This window comes from Cohnella abietis (assembly GCF_004295585.1).
Taxonomy (GTDB): Bacteria; Bacillota; Bacilli; order Paenibacillales; family Paenibacillaceae; genus Cohnella; species Cohnella abietis.
Genome location: NZ_AP019400.1, coordinates 5071262 through 5089733 on the forward strand (window position 1 = coordinate 5071262; position 18472 = coordinate 5089733).

Annotated in this window: 17 protein-coding genes; 8 read left to right on the plus strand and 9 right to left on the minus strand. The window is 43.8% G+C overall.

Going from position 1 to position 18472, the window contains the following annotated elements; genetic code table 11:
• The first annotated feature begins 16 nt into the window (after positions 1–16).
• Positions 17–331, plus strand: a complete 315-nt coding sequence (locus KCTCHS21_RS22350) for a winged helix-turn-helix transcriptional regulator (RefSeq protein ID WP_130616656.1) — start codon at positions 17–19, stop codon at positions 329–331.
• 18 nt (positions 332–349) lie between these two features.
• The gene (locus tag KCTCHS21_RS22355; protein ID WP_130613571.1) at positions 350–1270 is read left to right on the plus strand and encodes a DsbA family oxidoreductase; all 921 of its coding nucleotides are present in this window, start codon (positions 350–352) and stop codon (positions 1268–1270) included.
• Here the strand turns inward: KCTCHS21_RS22355 and KCTCHS21_RS22360 are convergent.
• The 4 genes from KCTCHS21_RS22360 to KCTCHS21_RS22375 form a co-directional block, all read right to left on the minus strand.
• Positions 1263–2150 (minus strand): DUF6999 family protein, encoded by an 888-nt coding sequence (locus KCTCHS21_RS22360; RefSeq protein ID WP_130613573.1) that lies wholly within the window; start codon positions 2148–2150, stop codon positions 1263–1265. The genes KCTCHS21_RS22355 and KCTCHS21_RS22360 overlap by 8 nt on opposite strands.
• The gene (locus KCTCHS21_RS22365) at positions 2147–4018 is read right to left on the minus strand and encodes a 3-oxoacyl-[acyl-carrier-protein] synthase III C-terminal domain-containing protein (protein ID WP_130613575.1); all 1872 of its coding nucleotides are present in this window, start codon (positions 4016–4018) and stop codon (positions 2147–2149) included. Before KCTCHS21_RS22365 ends, KCTCHS21_RS22360 begins: the two co-directional genes overlap by 4 nt.
• 1064 nt (positions 4019–5082) lie before the next feature.
• A complete protein-coding gene (locus tag KCTCHS21_RS31575; protein WP_197726478.1) occupies positions 5083–5712 on the minus strand; it encodes a hypothetical protein in 630 nt (209 codons plus the stop codon).
• The gene (locus KCTCHS21_RS22375) at positions 5709–6335 is read right to left on the minus strand and encodes a hypothetical protein (RefSeq protein WP_130613577.1); all 627 of its coding nucleotides are present in this window, start codon (positions 6333–6335) and stop codon (positions 5709–5711) included. The genes KCTCHS21_RS31575 and KCTCHS21_RS22375 overlap by 4 nt, the downstream gene beginning before the upstream one ends.
• Before the next feature lie 157 nt (positions 6336–6492).
• On the opposite strand from KCTCHS21_RS22375, the gene KCTCHS21_RS22380 reads away from it, so the two are divergent.
• The gene (locus KCTCHS21_RS22380; protein ID WP_232057923.1) at positions 6493–9555 is read left to right on the plus strand and encodes an ATP-binding protein; all 3063 of its coding nucleotides are present in this window, start codon (positions 6493–6495) and stop codon (positions 9553–9555) included.
• Positions 9556–9824: 269 nt separating this feature from the next.
• On the plus strand, positions 9825–10880 hold the full coding sequence (locus tag KCTCHS21_RS22385) for an LLM class flavin-dependent oxidoreductase (RefSeq protein ID WP_130613579.1): 1056 nt from the start codon (positions 9825–9827) through the stop codon (positions 10878–10880).
• Between the two features lie 32 nt (positions 10881–10912).
• Here the strand turns inward: KCTCHS21_RS22385 and KCTCHS21_RS22390 are convergent, their stop codons facing one another.
• Positions 10913–11632 carry an AAA family ATPase gene (locus KCTCHS21_RS22390; RefSeq protein ID WP_130616658.1) on the minus strand — a complete coding sequence of 240 codons (720 nt, stop codon included), beginning with the start codon at positions 11630–11632 and terminating at the stop codon, positions 10913–10915.
• A gap of 33 nt (positions 11633–11665) precedes the next feature.
• On the minus strand, positions 11666–11923 hold the full coding sequence (locus KCTCHS21_RS22395) for a hypothetical protein (RefSeq protein WP_130613581.1): 258 nt from the start codon (positions 11921–11923) through the stop codon (positions 11666–11668).
• 139 nt (positions 11924–12062) lie between these two features.
• Here KCTCHS21_RS22395 and KCTCHS21_RS22400 point away from each other — a divergent pair, with 139 nt between their 5' ends.
• The 3 genes from KCTCHS21_RS22400 to KCTCHS21_RS22415 all read left to right on the plus strand — a co-directional run bounded on the left by KCTCHS21_RS22400 (position 12063) and on the right by KCTCHS21_RS22415 (position 14142).
• A complete protein-coding gene (locus KCTCHS21_RS22400; protein WP_130613583.1) occupies positions 12063–12599 on the plus strand; it encodes a hypothetical protein in 537 nt (178 codons plus the stop codon).
• 485 nt (positions 12600–13084) lie between these two features.
• On the plus strand, positions 13085–13366 hold the full coding sequence (locus KCTCHS21_RS31245; RefSeq protein WP_162309362.1) for a hypothetical protein: 282 nt from the start codon (positions 13085–13087) through the stop codon (positions 13364–13366).
• A 419-nt stretch (positions 13367–13785) separates the two neighbouring features.
• Complete coding sequence (locus tag KCTCHS21_RS22415; RefSeq protein ID WP_130613589.1) at positions 13786–14142, plus strand: histidine kinase; 357 nt, start codon at positions 13786–13788, stop codon at positions 14140–14142.
• A 1280-nt stretch (positions 14143–15422) separates the two neighbouring features.
• Here the strand turns inward: KCTCHS21_RS22415 and KCTCHS21_RS22420 are convergent.
• Positions 15423–16268, minus strand: a complete 846-nt coding sequence (locus tag KCTCHS21_RS22420; RefSeq protein ID WP_130613591.1) for a TrmH family RNA methyltransferase — start codon at positions 16266–16268, stop codon at positions 15423–15425.
• The gene (locus KCTCHS21_RS22425) at positions 16255–16935 is read right to left on the minus strand and encodes a potassium channel family protein (protein ID WP_232057924.1); all 681 of its coding nucleotides are present in this window, start codon (positions 16933–16935) and stop codon (positions 16255–16257) included. The genes KCTCHS21_RS22420 and KCTCHS21_RS22425 overlap by 14 nt, the downstream gene beginning before the upstream one ends.
• 122 nt (positions 16936–17057) lie before the next feature.
• Here KCTCHS21_RS22425 and sspI point away from each other — a divergent pair, with 122 nt between their 5' ends.
• On the plus strand, positions 17058–17267 hold the full coding sequence (gene sspI, locus KCTCHS21_RS22430; protein WP_130613595.1) for a small acid-soluble spore protein SspI: 210 nt from the start codon (positions 17058–17060) through the stop codon (positions 17265–17267).
• Positions 17268–17269: 2 nt separating this feature from the next.
• On the opposite strand, the gene KCTCHS21_RS22435 is transcribed toward sspI, so the two are convergent.
• Positions 17270–18451, minus strand: coding sequence for an alpha-D-ribose 1-methylphosphonate 5-triphosphate diphosphatase (locus KCTCHS21_RS22435; protein WP_130613597.1), 1182 nt, complete (start codon positions 18449–18451; stop codon positions 17270–17272).
• Positions 18452–18472 lie beyond the last annotated feature (21 nt).

Consider the following 18472-nt stretch of genomic DNA (forward strand, 5'->3'; position numbering starts at 1 on the left):
CTGGGTGGTGGCTGATATTAACATTTGCCCGTATTTACAATTTTCATTTGAAATATTGGGGAAGAAATGGAACGGCTTAATTCTGCACTACCTATCTATTTGCTCGGACAGATCCGCCCATTTTTCAGAAATAAAAAGAGATCTTACCGATATTACCCCGAGGGCCCTCTCCATTAAATTAACCGAGCTTGTTCAATACGGTTTAATTGAGAAAAGGGTGACAACTGAGCCCCATGTGATTATTTCTTATGGATTAACTGAAAAAGGTCTATCTTTGACTGAAGCACTAGAGCCTATTCAGAGATGGGCTCAGCTTTATAAGGAAGTTTAATTGAATGAGGAGATTCGTATGAGTAACAATCCTATGGCTTGCGATATAACAACTGGTGTGTGCGGCGATGCTGGAGACGATGTGTTGGAAATTATCGATCTGAATCCCCCACAGAAAACGGTGAAGCTTTATTATGTGACCGACCCCATCTGCTCCCATTGCTGGGCGCTGGAGCCGGTTATGAGAAGATTTGAAGCCGAATATGGACAGTATTTCAAATTCCAGACTGTAGTTGGAGGCTTACTGAAGGGCTGGGATGGATTTGCTGATGTTAAGAATGGAATCGGCAAGCCTGCAGATGTAGCTGGTCACTGGAGGGAAGTCGGGGAACACTCCCGTATGCCCATTGACGGTTCTTTATGGCTAGATAATTACATCCAATCGTCCTATCCCCCATCCCGCGTATTCAAAATCATTCAGCAAAAGGACGCTCAGCTAGGACACGTCTTCCTGCGCCGTGCGAGAGAGGCTGTATTTGTCTTTAATCGCAATATTGGTGATGAGTCAGAAATGATTGATATTGTGAATCATATGGGCCTTAACGGAGAAGCCATTGTGAGTGAAGCAGGAACGGACACCGGGCTAGAGCTGATGGAGCAAGACTTTGCACTAGCCGCATCGCTTGGTGTTCGTGGGTTTCCCACGATCGTTATGGTTAATGAAGACAATAAAGGCGTCAAAATCGTCGGACCACGGTCAATAGACACCTACATTCAAGCTTTGGAGCAAGCTCTCGGAGCACAGGGTCTTCAAGCTAAACCAGTCCCGTCACTAACACAGCTTCTTGATAAAGAAGTTCTGTTATTCTCGAAAGAAATCGAAGTTATGTATGATCTTGAACCGAGCGATGTTAACGCCTTTTTACAGCAAGAGCTTTCAGCAGATGCTTTTTCTCTTAAAGAGATTCTTGGCGAGAAGTATATTGAATTAGTTAGGTAAGCGGCTGTGACTGTTGCTTGAGCTTCAACTCTACAAGCAAAGCATGAAGCTGCTCTGTTGCAAGCCCGTGCAGCACTAAACGAAAGCCAGCCTTTAGAGTCGTCAACGGTACCATCGGGTGTTTGTTATTAATCAGAGCAAGTCGATCATTACTGCCGATAAGCTTGGAAGCAAGGATGCCTATCGTTTCATCCAATTGCAATGAGTTGGTCGCTCGCCAGAAATCGTTATCTGTTAGAAACATTTGATAGACGGGCGTGAAGCACTCGATCGCAGTCGTCAGGTCTAGGAAATTTGTCCACCTATTAGGCATTGGCTCAATTGGAAGCGTGGTCGAGGTGATCGCGTCAAAATTGAGCCTTTCCTGCTTCACGATCTCTATATTTTTCTCGCGCAGCTCGCGATTAAGATTAATAACGAAATTATACAAATTAAGATCATGAATGAGAAATAGATCGTCCTTAACTGGCTCGAGATTTGTTGGCTTCAACGGATTCATCGTAATTTGCACGTCAGGCACATTGCTACGGATAAAGTTCAGCACCTCGGAGCCAAGGTAGAAGTGCCTTAGAATCATATAGTTAGCGCTTGGACTCACGAACGTCTTCATACCCCAATACAGTACACGGTGCAGCACTCTTGATGATGTAAAAGCCTTGGGAACAATTATCTTGTATATTTGTAGCAAAATAATCATTAGTCGCGCGAACGGTCTCAGCACAGGTAGAAGAAACTGTCGGGATTTGCTCGAGCAATCCTTTAGGTAGGCGGCTTTCGCCTCATCGTTAAACGGAATACTTTGATCCAAATAAATGGCCAGAAATGGATTCGGATCATTTTTGTCATGAGGCATTGTTTTGAAAAAATCCGCTTCACTCATACGTTATCCAGCTCCTCTAACTGTAGAAGATACAAGCGAGCCGTTGTTTTGGCCGTTTTTACTATCCTTGCTGCAATTTCCGCCGTAAGCATCGGATGCTGAACAACCATTTCCAGTCGTTCGAAATGCTTCTCATCGGACTCGCTATGATAGATTAGAAAAGAAACTTGATCTTCATTCAGTTCCAACTGATCACGAATCATCTCCCCCCAATACCTTGCCATTCTGCAGCCAAGCCCTTCAATAATCCACATCGCCCCAATGAGATCATATGGATTATCACGACCGGCCCGATGGAACAAGTAAGCAGATAAAGCTTCACTACCTATATTTTTCACACCGGCCTGAATGGTCGCTAAATCTCCGCCAATCGCAACGTAATTGCGCTCCAGGATTTGAAAATCTCTATGCTCATCACGAGCATGAGCGATAAATGCCGAGCGAAGATCAATTTGCTCTATGGCAATGTAAGAAGCCGCGCGGGCAATCCACTGAGATCCATCGATAACCTGCTGCCGGATATTTTCCATAAGCGCCTTATAATCGTCGAGTGTAAATTTATTGCGGTAAAGCTTATGAATGATCGGAACTTGGGCCAGCTTCTGTTCGAAATCGATCCAAACATGGACAAGCTGCCTCACGAGCTGCTCCTGCACAGAATTAGCTGCATCGTATTCAAGATGGGGCGCTTCTGGCTGACGCTCTGTGAGTACACTAGATTTGTCTCGTTCTTCAGTCGACGAACCGACTACAGTAAGTAGCATGTAGGAGGTTTGGAATCTGCCGCTTTCCGGTACCATACACAGCACCTGTTCACCCGGCTTAAGATCCCCTTCGCTCAGTAGCTCTTCCAGCATAATATAGATCGAGGCAGCCCCCGTATTACCCTTGGTGTACAAATTCGTAAACCACTTCTCCTCTGGAATCGTCAGTCCGCCGAGCTTCATTAGACGAAAAATTTCTTCGCGGAAAAAGTGAGACGAATAGTGACACACCATCCAATCGATCGTGCTCGGATTTATGCGCCCTGCCTCCACCAGCTCGAAGAAACGATTTACTCCGACCTTCGGCATTTCATTTACGAGTCGAATATCTTGCTTCAGGTTAAGTGCCCCGTCGTCCGCTGCTTCGTGGATAGAAGGATAATCGAGCCAGGAGGTCAGTTGCTCATTTTCTTTATTCAATCCAGCATACATGCAGACGTCGTATTTGTTTGCGTACGATTGGTTGTCGATCCATTCAATACGAAGTGACAGACCTTTTGTAGCAGGCTTATTGCTCAGTACCGCAGCACCCGCCCCATCAGAGAGCATGAATCGAAGAAAATCGGTGTCAAAAGGCAATGGGCTGTCGGCGTAGGCAGCCTGCACTTCAAACCGAGTATGCTTAAAGGCTCGGCTGGGGAACTCACTGGCGCAAGAGACAGCCGTAGCTTGCTCTCCGGATTGCACGTGCAAGTAGGCATTCTTGAGCGCATGCATGCCGCTAGCACATACGCCGTGATGGTTCGCGATCTCCATGACGGGCAACTGTGTTTCGGCATGAACCATGCTAGCAAAGCCGGGGACTAGAAGATCTCCCTGCGTTGTAGCCGCGGCAAGAAATCCTATCTTGTCGTCGATTGCTTCAGCATTGTTCTCAAGTGCATCGCGTATGGCGAGGGCTGCCATTTCCGCATTCGTATATTGGCTCTTCTGCTCCTTATCGATGGCGTAATGCCGATAAAGAATCTGATTCTGCTCGAGAATACGGCGGCGCGATTTCGAGCCTTTGCCGTTTACTCGTCCAAGATAATCTTCCATTTCATCATTGCCTACTGGGAGACCGGGCAGGAATTTTCCCATGCTTGTAATATACACTTCGTTCATAGAGCACCTCACGGAGAAGGATTATAGTTTGAAAATGAATATGACCTAATCATCGCCGTTGTAGCTCCCCGCGCATAGTACTAACTATTTCTGGTACCTTGTTGAGGTTGAGATTGTGCTGCTTTTTGGTCGTTTGCAGTCATTTGAGGTTACTTGAGGTTACTTGAGGTTACTTGAGGTTACTTGAGGTTACTTGAGGTTACTTGCTTTTAGAGGTGCAACCCGCTGCCAGCGATCTAATCGGTCGTTTCCTCCGCTACGGGCGCATTTAACCCGCTGTCAGCGGACTAATTGGTCAATTCCTCCGCTACGGGCTCATTTAACCCGCTGGCAGCGGACTAATCGGCCAATTCCTCCGCTACGGATCCATTTAACCCGCTGTCAGCGGACTAATTGGTCAATTCCTCCGCTACGGATCCATTTAACCCGCTGTCAGCGGACTAATTGGTCAATTCCTCCGCTACGGGCTCATTTAACCCGCTGTCAGCGGTCTAATCAGTCGATCCCTCGGCTACGGGTCCATTTAACCCGCTGGCAGCGGTCTAATCGGCCAATCCCTCCGCTCCGGACCCATTTAACCCGCTGGTAGCGGACTAATTGGTCAATTCCCCGACTTCAGGCTCATTTAACCCGCTGGCAGCGGACTAATTGGTCAATCCCTCCGCTACGGGTCCATTTAACCCGCTGGCAGCGGTCTAATCGGCCAATTCCTCCGCTCCGGACCCATTTAACCCGCTGTCAGCGGTCTATTCGGTCATTTCCTCGGCTACGGGCTCATTTAACCCGCTGTCAGCGGACTAATTGGTCAATTCCTCCGCTCCGGGCTCATTTAACCCGCTGGCAGCGGTCTAATCGGTCGTTTCCTCGGCTACGGGTCCATTTAACCCGCTGGCAGCGGTCTAATCGGTCGTTTCCTCGGCTACGGGTCCATTTAACCCGCTGGCAGCGGTCTAATCGGCCAATTCCTCCGCTCCGGACCCATTTAACCCGCTGTCAGCGGTCTATTCGGTCATTTCCTCGGCTACGGGCTCATTTAACCCGCTGGCAGCGGACTATTCGAAAACTCAACCCTCGTCTACGTCACCAAACAACTGATTGTTCGAAAAAAGTTCGCTCCATCCGCGCTTCAAAGCTAATAGTATTTGAGCTTTCTCCTTATGCGATATCCCATAGCTAGTAAAATCAAATCGACTCCAGAGGGGGAAATTCAAAAAGATAGTTTGCCAATCCCCTTTGATTTCCGATTTAAAATCATTTTTCTCATATATGTCCTTCAAAATTAGGAATTGCTCAATAGGATTTTTGGCATCAAAAATCGTTCCTCGCTGAGTTAATCCCTCGTATCCCTGACCGTAAAATACATCCACTATTTTGATTTGCCCGATAATGTTGCTATTGAGCTCTTCCATTTCTTCAGCGGGTATCCATAATTCATTGTGATGACTGTTTCCAACCACTTGGTCTTCAAATTGATCAATGTAGGGGCTAGCAACATCAAACTCGGTTACAAATCCGACATATCCCGAAAATTTGTCTTTTGTATTCCATTCCCGCGCGATTTGATCTGCATAAGGTTTATTGAGTACAGGATAAAAAATGGGCTGCTCAGAAAGCCTTGGCGGGAACCCCTTCAAATTCAGATCTAAAATCAACTTCATCTCAAAAAGCCCAACGGGCCGATACAATGTTCTCATTTTTGTTCCTCCTCTCCACCTTCTCCAAGATAACAAGGGATGAATATGTTCAGTAGCTTATTCAAATCCACCCATTGCTCTTTCGACAAAAATACGATAAGTACGTGCTGATCGATTATAGAATGATAAAATCTTTTATTGCTTCCACGCTCCTTCAACAATTTGGACATATGCATGAAAATACTCATATCCAACCAATCGTCTTCAACATGAAAAATAAACTTATACACTTTTCCATTTGCTACTAAAGAAATAAACGCTTCATTTTTCTCAATATTCAGAACATCATAGATATTAGTTATATCTAGTTCATTCCCCACTATCCCAGCGATTCTCTCCACTATACGACTATAATCGCCATGGTCTTCAATGCATTCTCGATCCAAGTACCAGACATCATCGCTAGGATGCACCAAAGAATTTTCAACTGCTTGATACTCCGAACCCATTGACATTAGCAGAAAAATGTACGGATTTCGTTCGTATTCACGGCGTTCACGCTCTAAAATATTTTCGATTGGAGTGTTAATTTTTAAGGTTATTCCCGTTCTATGTAGCTGAATCAATTGATCTTCGATACTTACTTTTCGCTTTTTGTTAAACCAGTTCATAGCGAATCTCAATTGCCCACCTCCTGAACTTCCAATTTTACCCTAAAAATTCCCATGCATAAAGTAAAAAATAATCGCCATTTCCACATCTATGCTGCCTATTTGTGGTGAATTCCAATGTAATTAATTTGAAGGAAAAACCGCACACATTGTCGAACTATATAACATTATGATAACGACGAGAAGAGCACTGCTCATAACGGGATTGTTTATATTCATTCTAGTAAGTATACGTTTAATCTGGGCCGCTACTTTTATGGCACCTTCGCACCCGGAAATCGTTCAAGGACGATTAGATTTACGAGGATGGAATTTCGCTACTAGTCAGCCACTAGCTCTAAATGGACAATGGGAATTTCACCCCAGTGTATGGCTAGCTAATAACAATAAGGATACGGATACACTATCATCGGACAGCACTTATCTCTCGGTACCCGAGAATTGGGCCTCCTCGCTGTCCCCACACAAGGCATCAAACTACGGCTACGGCTCCTACCGTCTCCGTATTCAAATTGATCCAGACGAGAATCGGATCTATAGCCTTAGACTTAATTCAATCTCATCTGCATCTGAGCTGTTCATTAATGGGCGATTGCTCGCCCAATCCGGAATACCAGCAGACAGTGGAAATCAATATTCACCAAAGAACGTCCCTTATACAGCATCCTTCACTGTAAACTCAAACGAGATTGATCTAATTATTCAAGTAGCTAACTTCCTTAATCCCTCTTCGGGAGGCATTGACCGTTCGATTACTTTCGGCTCCCTTGCTGCAGTAAACAAAGAAACGAATTTCTCTATAGGTGCGCAATTGTCCGTGTGCCTTGTTCTATTTCTGCATGCCGTTTATGCCTTTGTTCTTTATATTTTCGGCGTGCGACAGAAAGCGTTGTTCTACTTCACCATGCTCAATCTATGTTCGATTATGAGTGTATTGATCGTAGACGATAAAATGTTACTTGCTTGGTTTCCCATCAACTACGAATGGGAAGTAAAAATCAATAACTGGTCATACCTCGGTACCGCTCTCTTCTTGCTTATATACGTCAAGCAGCTTTTGCTCCCACGTGCAAAAATACGTTTTGTACAGGTGTACGTCTGGTTGTGCCTAGTTTACTTTATTCTCATTCTATTCGCTCCAGCAAACTTACTATATGAATTAAATAACCTGAACATCTTTATGGTAAGCTTGCCCTTCCTGATTGCTCCTGTCATAGCTTGGCAAGCCGTTCGGAGGGGCGAGCCTGACGCCATCTTCATCTTCCTAGGCATGATTGGCTTTTTGAACAACATGCTGCTTAGCATTCCGAAAGAGATAGGCTGGTCCCATGCGGTATACTATCCAATGGACTTGGTTATCTCCTTCTTCGTATTCGCAACCTACTGGTTTAAAAGCTATTTGCGTAGCTCCGCCCAAACGGCTAAGCTTGCTGATCAACTGGTGAAAGCCGATAAGCTGAAGGATGACTTTCTTGTTAATACCTCTCATGAGCTAAGAAATCCATTACATGGCATCCTGACCATCGCTCAGACCATTATGGATAATGAGGATAAGGATCAACTAAGCAACAAAGAGAATATGAAGCTTCTGATTTCCGTGGGAAAACGTATGTCTTACCTACTGAATGACCTGCTTGATCTTACACGACTCAGAGAAAACCGTATCCGGCTACATATGACCCCTATATCTGTTCAGACTATCACGTCCGGTATTATTAGCATGACTCGTGTCCTAGCAGAGGGCAAGCCCCTCCAGCTAAATAATCAGATACCTGAGAAATTCCCACTTGTCATCGCAGACGAAAATCGTTTGATTCAAATTTTATTTAATTTGCTACATAACGCAATGAAATTTACGGATGAAGGCAGCATAACCGTCTCTGCTCATGAGAAAGATGGGTTCGCCTATATCCATGTATCTGATACGGGTATCGGAATGGACAAGGAGACAAGCCGAACAATCTTCCTTCCCTACGAGCAAGGACCATTCGAGCACTTTAATCCATCAGGTGGAATCGGTCTCGGACTCAGCATCTGTAAACAGCTAGTTGAGCTGCATGGAGGCACTATAAGTGTCTCATCAGCACCAGGAGAAGGCTCGACATTTATCTTTTCTTTACGCTTAGCCGATATTAGCGCTCCCGAATTGATGAAGACAGCAATGCTTGCACATCCGGAAACGGCAGCTGCTCAGGCCACAGCTTCAGTGGACATACCTGAACCTTATTATGTTGCCGATCGCCCTTCCATACTGGCCGTTGACGATGATCCTACCAATCTTAGCATCCTCGTCGGTGCTCTTTCTCTGGACCACTATGATATTGTTACTGCCATTAGTGGACAAGAAGCCCTATCCTTACTTAATTCAAGAGAGTGGGATCTAGTCATTACAGATGTGATGATGCCACGTATGTCGGGTTATGAGCTATGCCTTGCTATTCGTGAGCGATTTACCGCAGCGGAGCTTCCAGTCCTCCTGCTAACCGCGCGAGCACGAACCGAGGATCTAGAAGCAGGATTTCAAGCTGGTGCTAACGACTATGTTATGAAACCGGTAGAGCCTATGGAGTTAAAATCACGAGTCAAAGCGTTAACGGCTTTGAGGAAATCCGTCAGTGACAAAATGCGCATGGAAGCTGCATGGCTTCAAGCACAGATTAAGCCTCATTTTCTATTCAATACCCTTAATTCAGTTGCCTCACTCAGTGATTTCGACACTGCTCGGATGCGTAAACTGATCGAGGCATTCAGTCAATATTTACGGGCAAGCTTTGCCAACCGGAATTTAGAAAGGATTGTTCCCTTAGAGGTTGAGCTTGAGCTTGTGCGTTCCTATCTTTATATCGAGAAGGAACGTTTCGAAGAGAGGCTACAGGTTATCTGGGAAATAGACAAGTTTGACAGTCTAATGCTCCCTCCATTATCCATCCAGCCCCTTGTTGAGAATGCTGTTCGGCATGGTGTCCTGCGTCAGGTTTCGGGGGTTGAAGTTCAGATTCGTATTACGAATCATGTGCAATTCGCGATGATCTCAATCATTGACAATGGAGCAGGAATGAACACGGAAACGCTACAGCGAGTATTGGAACAGCCTAAAGATACCAAAGGCGGTATTGGCCTTCCCAATACACATCGCAGATTGAAGCAGCTATATGGTGAAGGATTGACCATCTCCAGTGAGCTCTATAAAGGAACGACGGTTACTTTTATCGTCCCCTTAAGCCATAAGTAATCCTACCAGAAAGCCTGCAGTCTCCCCTTTGTAGGGAAGATCTGCAGGCTTTCTGGTATCTTAACGTTCGTATGAATAAACATCATAGCTTAGCATTTTGTCAGGATCGAATGTACCATTCGCTTACATGCTAATAATACCTAAGTCTAATGCTTGCACTACGAATGATTGGGCCATGTAAGACTCCTAAGTAAAATCAATTCACTTACTTTAGTTGAGAAACAATAAAAAGTATAGTATAATAATTCTAATATAGGAGGCGATTTAGTATGACAAATCCAGCCAAAACAATAGAAATTGGAATCAGTACATTCTTAGGAACGACACCAGACCCGGTGACTGGAGTCACTATGGACCATGCCGAACGCCTGCGCAATGGAGTTGAGGAGATTGTCCTCGCCGATCAAGTAGGCCTGGATGTCTATGGAATCGGTGAGCATCATCGAGCGGATTACGCAAGCACTTCACCCGCTATCATACTAGCTGCTGCGGCTTCTTTAACGAAACGGATTAGGCTCACAAGCGCTGTAACCGTGCTATCCTCGGACGATCCAGTTCGCGTGTATCAAAACTTCTCCACTCTTGATGGCATCTCTAATGGTCGGGCAGAAATTATGGCAGGTCGGGGCTCGTTCATTGAATCTTTTCCCCTGTTCGGACAAAGCCTAAATGATTATGACGAATTGTTCGAGGAAAATCTAGAGCTGCTACTTGCAATCAGAGCCTCGGAGAAAGTAACCTGGCGCGGTGGACACCGTCCAGCTATTAATAACCTCGGGGTATACCCTCGATCTGTTCAGAGTCCGTTACCCGTGTGGATCGCAAGCGGCGGGAATCCAGAATCGGCTGCACGTGCAGGAACGCTGGGCCTTCCCATCGTATTCGCAATTATCGGAGGTATGCCCGAAAGATTCGCTCCATTAGTTGAGATATACAAAGAAGCTGCTACACGTGCCGGACATGATCTTAACACCCTGTCGATTGCCATACATTCGCATGGCTTCGTCGGTGAAACAACGCAACAGGCTGCCGATTTCTTGTATCCTTCGACACAAGCCCAAATGAACGTCATCGGGCGTGAGCGAGGATGGCCACCTTATACGCGCGAAACCTTCGATGCTGCGCGCAGCCTGCGAGGTGCCCTCTATGTCGGCGAGCCCGAATATGTCGCAGAGAAAATCATTCTCTTGCACAAAAATCTAGGAATCAACCGCTTCTTCCTGCATGTCGATATCAGCACCATACCGCATCGCGAGATGTTACGGACCATTGAACTGTTCGGCACCAAGGTTGCCCCCCTTGTACGTAAAGAGCTTGACCGATAATCAACCAAGGTGGAGCCTGCTAAATTTATGATTTATGAATCATCGTCCGCAAATAGTTCCTTAAGAACCGTATCTCTATTTTCGAGAAAACGTCTTGTGATGATGTAATGTAGCGTATCCTCGTACTTTATTTCTCCAACTGGATAGTCATCAAAGCTTAATATTTGGGCATTGGGATATCCAAGTAGTATAGGGGAATGCGTGGCAATGATAAATTGAGCATCATTCTCTAAGTCTTTGATAATACGTAATAATGCCAATTGACGAGCAGGAGAAAGTGCCGCCTCCGGCTCGTCAAGTAAATAGATCGCCTTTTTCCCAAAACGATGGTTAAAGAGCGACAGAAAAGCTTCACCGTGCGATTGCTCATGCAGAGAGCGACCTCCATAGTATGGTAAGCTCTCTGGCATGGTATCCAAATGGGATGCAAAATGATAGAAGGTTTCTGCCCTCAGAAAAAAACCGTTTGTTATCTTTGGCATCCATGACAATCGAATATGATCACCCAAGACAGATTGGGATGCATCCACCTCATAGACGTTATTTTTACCTCCACCTGCCGTGTTAAAACCACATTGATGAGCAATTGCTTCAAGGATGGTTGATTTACCTGAACCATTTTCTCCTACAAAGAATGTCACATTTGTTTTGAACTCAATAGCTTCTAAGTTCTGTATCGCAAGAACCGAGAATGGGTATACATTAGGGTTAATATTAGATTTCCTCAAAATTTCAAGACCGCGCAAGAACAAGATATCATCTCCTGCCTTTTTCAATTCATATCTTCAAATCCTTATCACCTTATGAGTTTCTATTCTCTTGGTCGATGGCTTGTACTTAAAGTATTCCATTAAAGATAGGTTTACTAATGCAAGTGCCCTCTCCTCAATAACCGAGTATGTATTTGAACCCAAATCGCAATTTAATCTTACTCCGTCAAAATAAATGATCTCAAGAGGCGTGTGTCCATGTATGATTGGCTTTCCATTTGTCAGTTCAAGTAAACTCTCACGAGTGTAGCTGTAGAATTCATTTTCAGACATCCAAAGCATATCATCTTGGTGTTGCTCAGTGATAGATGACCTCTTCAACTAACCAGTAGTTTAGTTGACTAAGCAATGGAAGAATATGCTACAATTAGGGTGTTATAAACCAAATTAACTTTTGAATGGATTGAATAAAATGATAGCATCCGCAAAGGTTAAAAACGGTAAATCTATTCATACAGCAATTGATATGGGCGGTTTCCTGTACATAGCTTGCCATGTAGATCTTACAACAATGAAAACAGAAAGAGTTTATGGAGAAGTTACTTGTAAAAAGTGTTTAGGGTTAAAAAATGCAGTCTCTCCTAGTTATTTATTTTCCGAGGGCATTCATGCTCTAATGCACCCATTTTGCAGGACAAATAATGACCATGACGGCTTTGGTGCTGGATGGCATGATGGTAGGGAAAACCTCAATAAGTATCTGCCAAATGGATTAAGTGATGATTTTATCAAAGGTTACAATGAAGGATACTATGAAGGTCAACAAAATTACTCATACCATTATAAAAACGGGGATGTTAAGGACAAGCCATTGGCGAAGGTTCCCTTAAAAAACTTTGGTGTTAAACAACAAGCAACACAACCTAAGAAAACCGATTCTGCTAATGTTAAAAATAATTCAACTAGTACATTAGGCAAGCTTATCCGTCTGATTTTTTTTAGAAAGTAAAATAAATATTTAAATAACGGATAACGATAGCTGAATATTATCTCAGAGCAGGTTGCCTGAGCAGCTTGCTCATTTTATTGAACTACATGGCAGGATAGTTTAATTTACTAAAAGTATTTTAAGAAATCCAATTAATCCCAAACCACCTTTTTACACTATTTCAGGCAAAAAGCCATTCTCAGATGAATACGAAGAATTAGTTCCATATTCCTTGACTAATACTTTTCATTCAACCCCCTTAGGAATTGGCTTCGATTATTTAGCAAGGTCTATAATCGCTAAAATCATTAAAAATAAGAAAGACAAAGAGCTTGCATATAGTATGCATAATTGCTAAAAAAGGATTGATATATTTAGAAAGAATGACCGATAAAAAACTTTTAAGACACTTGTAAATAAACACAAAAAAGGCAAAAAAAGAATGCGAACGGTTTATAAACAACAAAAAAGTAGATTTTGACGAATTGATAAACTTTTCAGGTTATGTGGCTTCGCTCGAAACTGTTGCAAGGTCTGGTTTGCCCCCTATGGATATTGAGAAAAGTCTAATAGACGATACTGACATTAAGATTATAAATGACTTGAAATTATTATGTGAAGTGTTTCAATCTAAATTTATTAATGCGGGTATTGTCAAAGAAAATAGTAATGTTGTATTTAACCCCAGGTTTGGCATTGTCTCAATGTTTTGTGGTGGAGCTGACGCAGATATATTTATTGACGATACGCTATACGATTTTAAATGTACAAAAAGTAGGGGTTACTGATGGCTTGAATGTTCTCAAATTGTTAGTTATTATTTGCTGAACATCATTGACATAGAATGTGGGGGAATTGGGATAGGTGACGACTACAATATAGACAAGATTTCATTTTACAGAAGCAGATTTGGAGAAATTGAAATTATCGATGTTGGATTATTAGATGATACGAAAGTTGAACAAGCTATCGTGAAATTAGGAAAACTATGGAATTTAAATTTAATTGTTTAATTGATATGTATTGGGACACGATTAGCAAGCGATACATCTTCGCTTTGAAATTATTAAGCTAACGGGTACGATACATGAACGGCTGCTGCGGAGCAGCCGTTATTACGTTAACGGGGAGCATTCTCCATAGAGGTAGGATAATGGAACAGCTTAACGAATTTTTGTGATGACAATAAATATTTGGGGGATGCTTGATGAATAAACAAAATGCCTTATTTCAGGATTTAAAGCAGATACGGGATTCTTGGATTAATGTGGACTACCTTGGTCCGAATACGGTTATTCCTGAATGGTCTGATTTAAAAAGTGAATATCGGTTATTAAATAACCTTCTTAGTACAGATGAAGGAATTGAAGCATTTAAAAAAGTTATACAGGATAAGATTGATGGAGTCTTACATTCTGTATTAGTAATGATTGACGGTGGTACAGAACTTGCCGAGAAATTCACTATTGACCTTGTTGTAGAAGATACTGGGGAATCCCTGAAGGAAGGGATTGCTTTACATGAAGAGTTTACAGGATATTTGCTTGATGCCGAGGAAAGTTAAATTAATTAGCTAACGGTGAACGATGGTTGAATTAGTTAACCGCGAGCTATCAATTATTTGATGGCTCTCGCCATTATCATGATGGCTCTACTTTATTAACATGATGGATCTAACTCATTAACTAGTTGGCTCTATGGCACCGAAATATTCACATGTTGAATTATCACCGATAGGTTAGCATTTGAAGGGATTCTTGTAAGAAAGAATATTGTAGGCCCACTAGAACAGGACAATGGACAACTGCACTATAAGCCATTTGAACATTAAAGCGGATGCCTAGCGTTTTTCTCAACATGTGTAACTGATGAATGATCCTGTCGTTAATCGAAATAGGAGTATGGCTTCGATATACCTCTTCACAAAGCGTTATTAACATAAATTTTCCATACGGCAAACCCAATTGCACCTATTTCCCAGTTGGACTTCCGAGTGAGGATACTATGGAGAGTCAAGGAAATGATCCTCCCCCTATCTATATCCTCTCATCCCCTTAAAACCTCTACTTTGTAAAAAGATAATAATTACTGTCCCCACCTCCAATCCCCCAAATCCCTAATCCCACACCGCCTCTCCCCTGATTTCAAGATAATAATTGTTGTCTGCCCATGTGAGGTTTAGCGGATGAAAAACTGGAAGAGAACTGGTTCAATTGTGAACGAAAAGAGATAATAATTGGTGTCCTTTAGAGCAGGGGGAAGAGATGAGGAAACCATTGGGGAGAGGTATAGAACCGAGTAAATAGCTGAAGAAACATTGGAGAAAGGCATTGGATTGAGAAGAAATCGAATGCAATTCCGCCTCTCTCTTCTCCCGCTTCCACTCCCGCCTTTCATCCATCTCATCAACAATTCGAGGAAGAGCATCGAGATCATGTTGGATTCAAAGATCGAGAAAAACGATTGGGAATATAGCTGAGGAAATACCAGAGGAAAACCCGAAAAAGCTTTGATACTACAGGGATTACGGTGATTATGATTGGAGTGAAGATCGAGGAAAACCAGGCTTGAAATGACGGATTTAGAGCGGGAAAAGAAGCGACTGGAATGCCTTAGAGTGAGCAATCGAGTAAACGTTTGAAGTTAAAATGATGGAGGTTTTGGTGGGAGAATAGATTCGGAAAATGGCTTGATTGGGAATGGATTTTGATTGGAGGAAAAAAATTGAGAAATGGCTGGAGAAGGTCTAAAAGAGTAGAGAAAAGACTGGAGGTTGGTTGGAGGTAATGCCGACCAGTTTCCAGTCTTTAGTGATTTGAGGACAGTTTTTTCGGGTGAAGACAGTTATTTAGGTTGGTGGACAGGAATTATTGTTTTTGTAAAATTCCGCTGCCGCTGAGCCTCGAACAGGAGTAAGGTTGAAGCCATTGCGACGTTGAGAGATTCTGCGCGGCCGGTCATAGGTATAATTACATTCGCATGTACTAATTCGGATACTTGCTCGGATACGCCGCTGCCTTCATTGCCGAATACAAGCCAAACATTGCGACAACGGAAATCATAATCGTAGCATGATTGTGCGGCTTGTAGGCTAGTCCCTACCAATGAAACACCCTGTGCAGCAGCTTCGGGCAGTAACTCACTTAAATCTGCTTCCAGTACAGGAACGTGGAAAATAGCCCCCATCGTCGCTCGAATTGTTTTCGGATTATATAGATCCACTGTTCCCTTGCCGAGTACGACCGCGGTTGCACCGCTTGCAGCGGCACTCCTGACTATCGTGCCTACATTCCCAGGATCCTGGACAGCGTCGAGCACAGCAACTAAACCACCTTCGGTGCCGAACAGTAGCTCCGCGCTTGGCGGACGCTTAAGAGCAACGGCAAAGATTGGCTGGGGAGTTCCCGTCTCACTGCACTTCATAATGATATCAGGAGAGACCGGTATCCATGCAGGTCCATCCTTATGCTCATGCTCCAAATATTGAGCAAAAGTATCCAGAACGCCGGAGCCTTCATCGAATGCAACAACCTCAAGCGGCCATTGTGCATCCAATGCTTCTTTTACAAGATGTATGCCCTCCAGCAAAAATTTACCTTCACGTTCCCGGTATTTACGCTCCAACAGCTTGGCCCACTCTTTTACCCTTGGATTTGCTGCTGAGCTTATATAGCCTTCAAGGTTCCGCATTAGCTTGCTCCAATTTCGTTAATTGATCGTTCTTGCCGACAATGACCAGAATATCGTCCTTCACCATAGATTCATCAGCCCGAGGTGTAATATTCATCTCACCGTTTCTTTTCACTGCGAGCACGTTGCAATTGTATTTCTGGCGAATGTCCAGTTGCTTAAGACTTTTGCCAATCATCGAGGAAGGAATCTTCATTTCGACGATACTATAATCAACCGAAAGCTCAATATGCTCAAGGATGTTCGGAGAAATAAGATGATGGGCAACACGTAAACCCATATCCCGCTCCGGAAATACGACCTTGTCAGCTCCGATTTTGTTCAGCACCTTACCGTGTAGATCATTCTGTGCCTTTACAATAATATAGGGAACGCCAAGATCCTTCAGGATCAATGTCGTCAATATGCTGGATTGAATATCTTGTCCAATTGCAACGACTACTACATCAAAATTACGAATTCCTAGCGCATTCATTGCCTCTTCATCTGTTGAATCTGCAACAACAGCATGTGTCACGGAATGTGCGACGTCCTGCACGCGCTGAGCGTTATCATCTACTGCTAGCACTTCATATCCCAGTTCGGCTAAATACTTGGCAACACTTGTACCGAACCGACCTAATCCAATAATAGCGAATTGCTTCTTAGCATAAGGCTTTTTGGCCAACTTGATGTACCTCCTCCCGATCATTTCCACAATGGACTCATTATATCACATTCATCATCCGGCATAACCGTTGGCCCAGTAGGGAATTCTACACTGGAAGTTCCCCTTAAGGAGGCCTATACGTGGAATTAGACTTACGACAAGCGATTAACCAAAGGGTACAAGGCAAGAGCACAGACGAGCTTACTGAAATTGTTGAAAGCTCCATTGGTAACGAAGAAATGGCCCTGCCTGGCTTAGGTGTTTTGTTCGAATTAATTTGGAAAGATAGCACAGCTGCAGCTCGCAAAAAAATGGTCGAGACGCTTCACAAACAACTGAGCGTACATTAGGCTTAGAAAAAATCATGCGTGGCATGAACCAGCTTTCCCTCTACAGCAGTATATTGGACGAGTGGATTATTCCGAATTTTGCGAACGACAATAACATCAGCACGTTTACCTAATTCAATTGAGCCAATCGAATCCGCACGTCCTAGCACTTTAGCGGGATTAAGTGATGCCATTGCAACGGCTCTTGTAAGCGGCACTCCTTCTGTTTCCAATTTGAAAATAGAATGAAGCAAAGAGGCTGGATGGTAATCCGAGCAAAGAGTGTCAGCTACCCCGGATTGTATGGCTTCAATCGCGTTTAGATTTCCATCATGGGACCCCCCGCGAACGATGTTGGGGGCTCCAACACAGACACTCATTCCCTGATTATCCGCATAGGCTGCAGTCTCAAGGCTAAGCGGAAACTCGGATACAGTGGCACCGAAACCGAGAGATCGGTCAACGGAAGCAGCGCTATCGTCGTCGTGAGAAGCGACGGCGATGCCTAGCTTGCGGGCATCCGCTGTTAATGATTTCAGCTTATTCCAATCCACCAGACTTCTACGCTCCTCCAACTCCTTAACGATGGCGGCTACCTCATTTAGATCGACCCCTTGATTTTTCATCACATAACGCTGGAACGCGCCAGGTCGATGATATTGTCCTTGGCCAGGAGCGTGATCCATTAATGACAAGTAATCGATCAGACCATCTGAAATTAGCCTTTGCGCCAAATCAAAGCCAGTTAAATGCGAAACCTCATATCTAAGATGTACGCCATGGCGAATCATCGCCCTTTCCTGCCTCATCGTAGCAATTAAATTGACTACCTCTCCCACCAGATGCTCCCCGCGAACACTTAGCCCTACACCAAGAGATAAAGAATGAAGCATCGTAGTAATCCCATGCCCCGCCAGCTTTCTTTCAAACTGTAGAAATGCCATATCCATTGGAAAAAGAGTATTTGGACGCGGCTCTATTTCCTTCTCAATAGCATCACAATGAATATCAATTAAACCGGGCAGCACCCAGGCTCCTTCGGCATCAATGACTTGATCTGCACTGTGTGACTCCGATGTTTCGTCCGGGTTTTCTGAGCCAGTATCAATCGCGATAATTACCCCATTCTCAATCGTCAAATCCCCTTCGTACACCCCATCAGGTTTGACGATATGGCCGCCCTTTATCTTTAGTCGGTTACTCACGAGCAATCCTCCTTTACATCC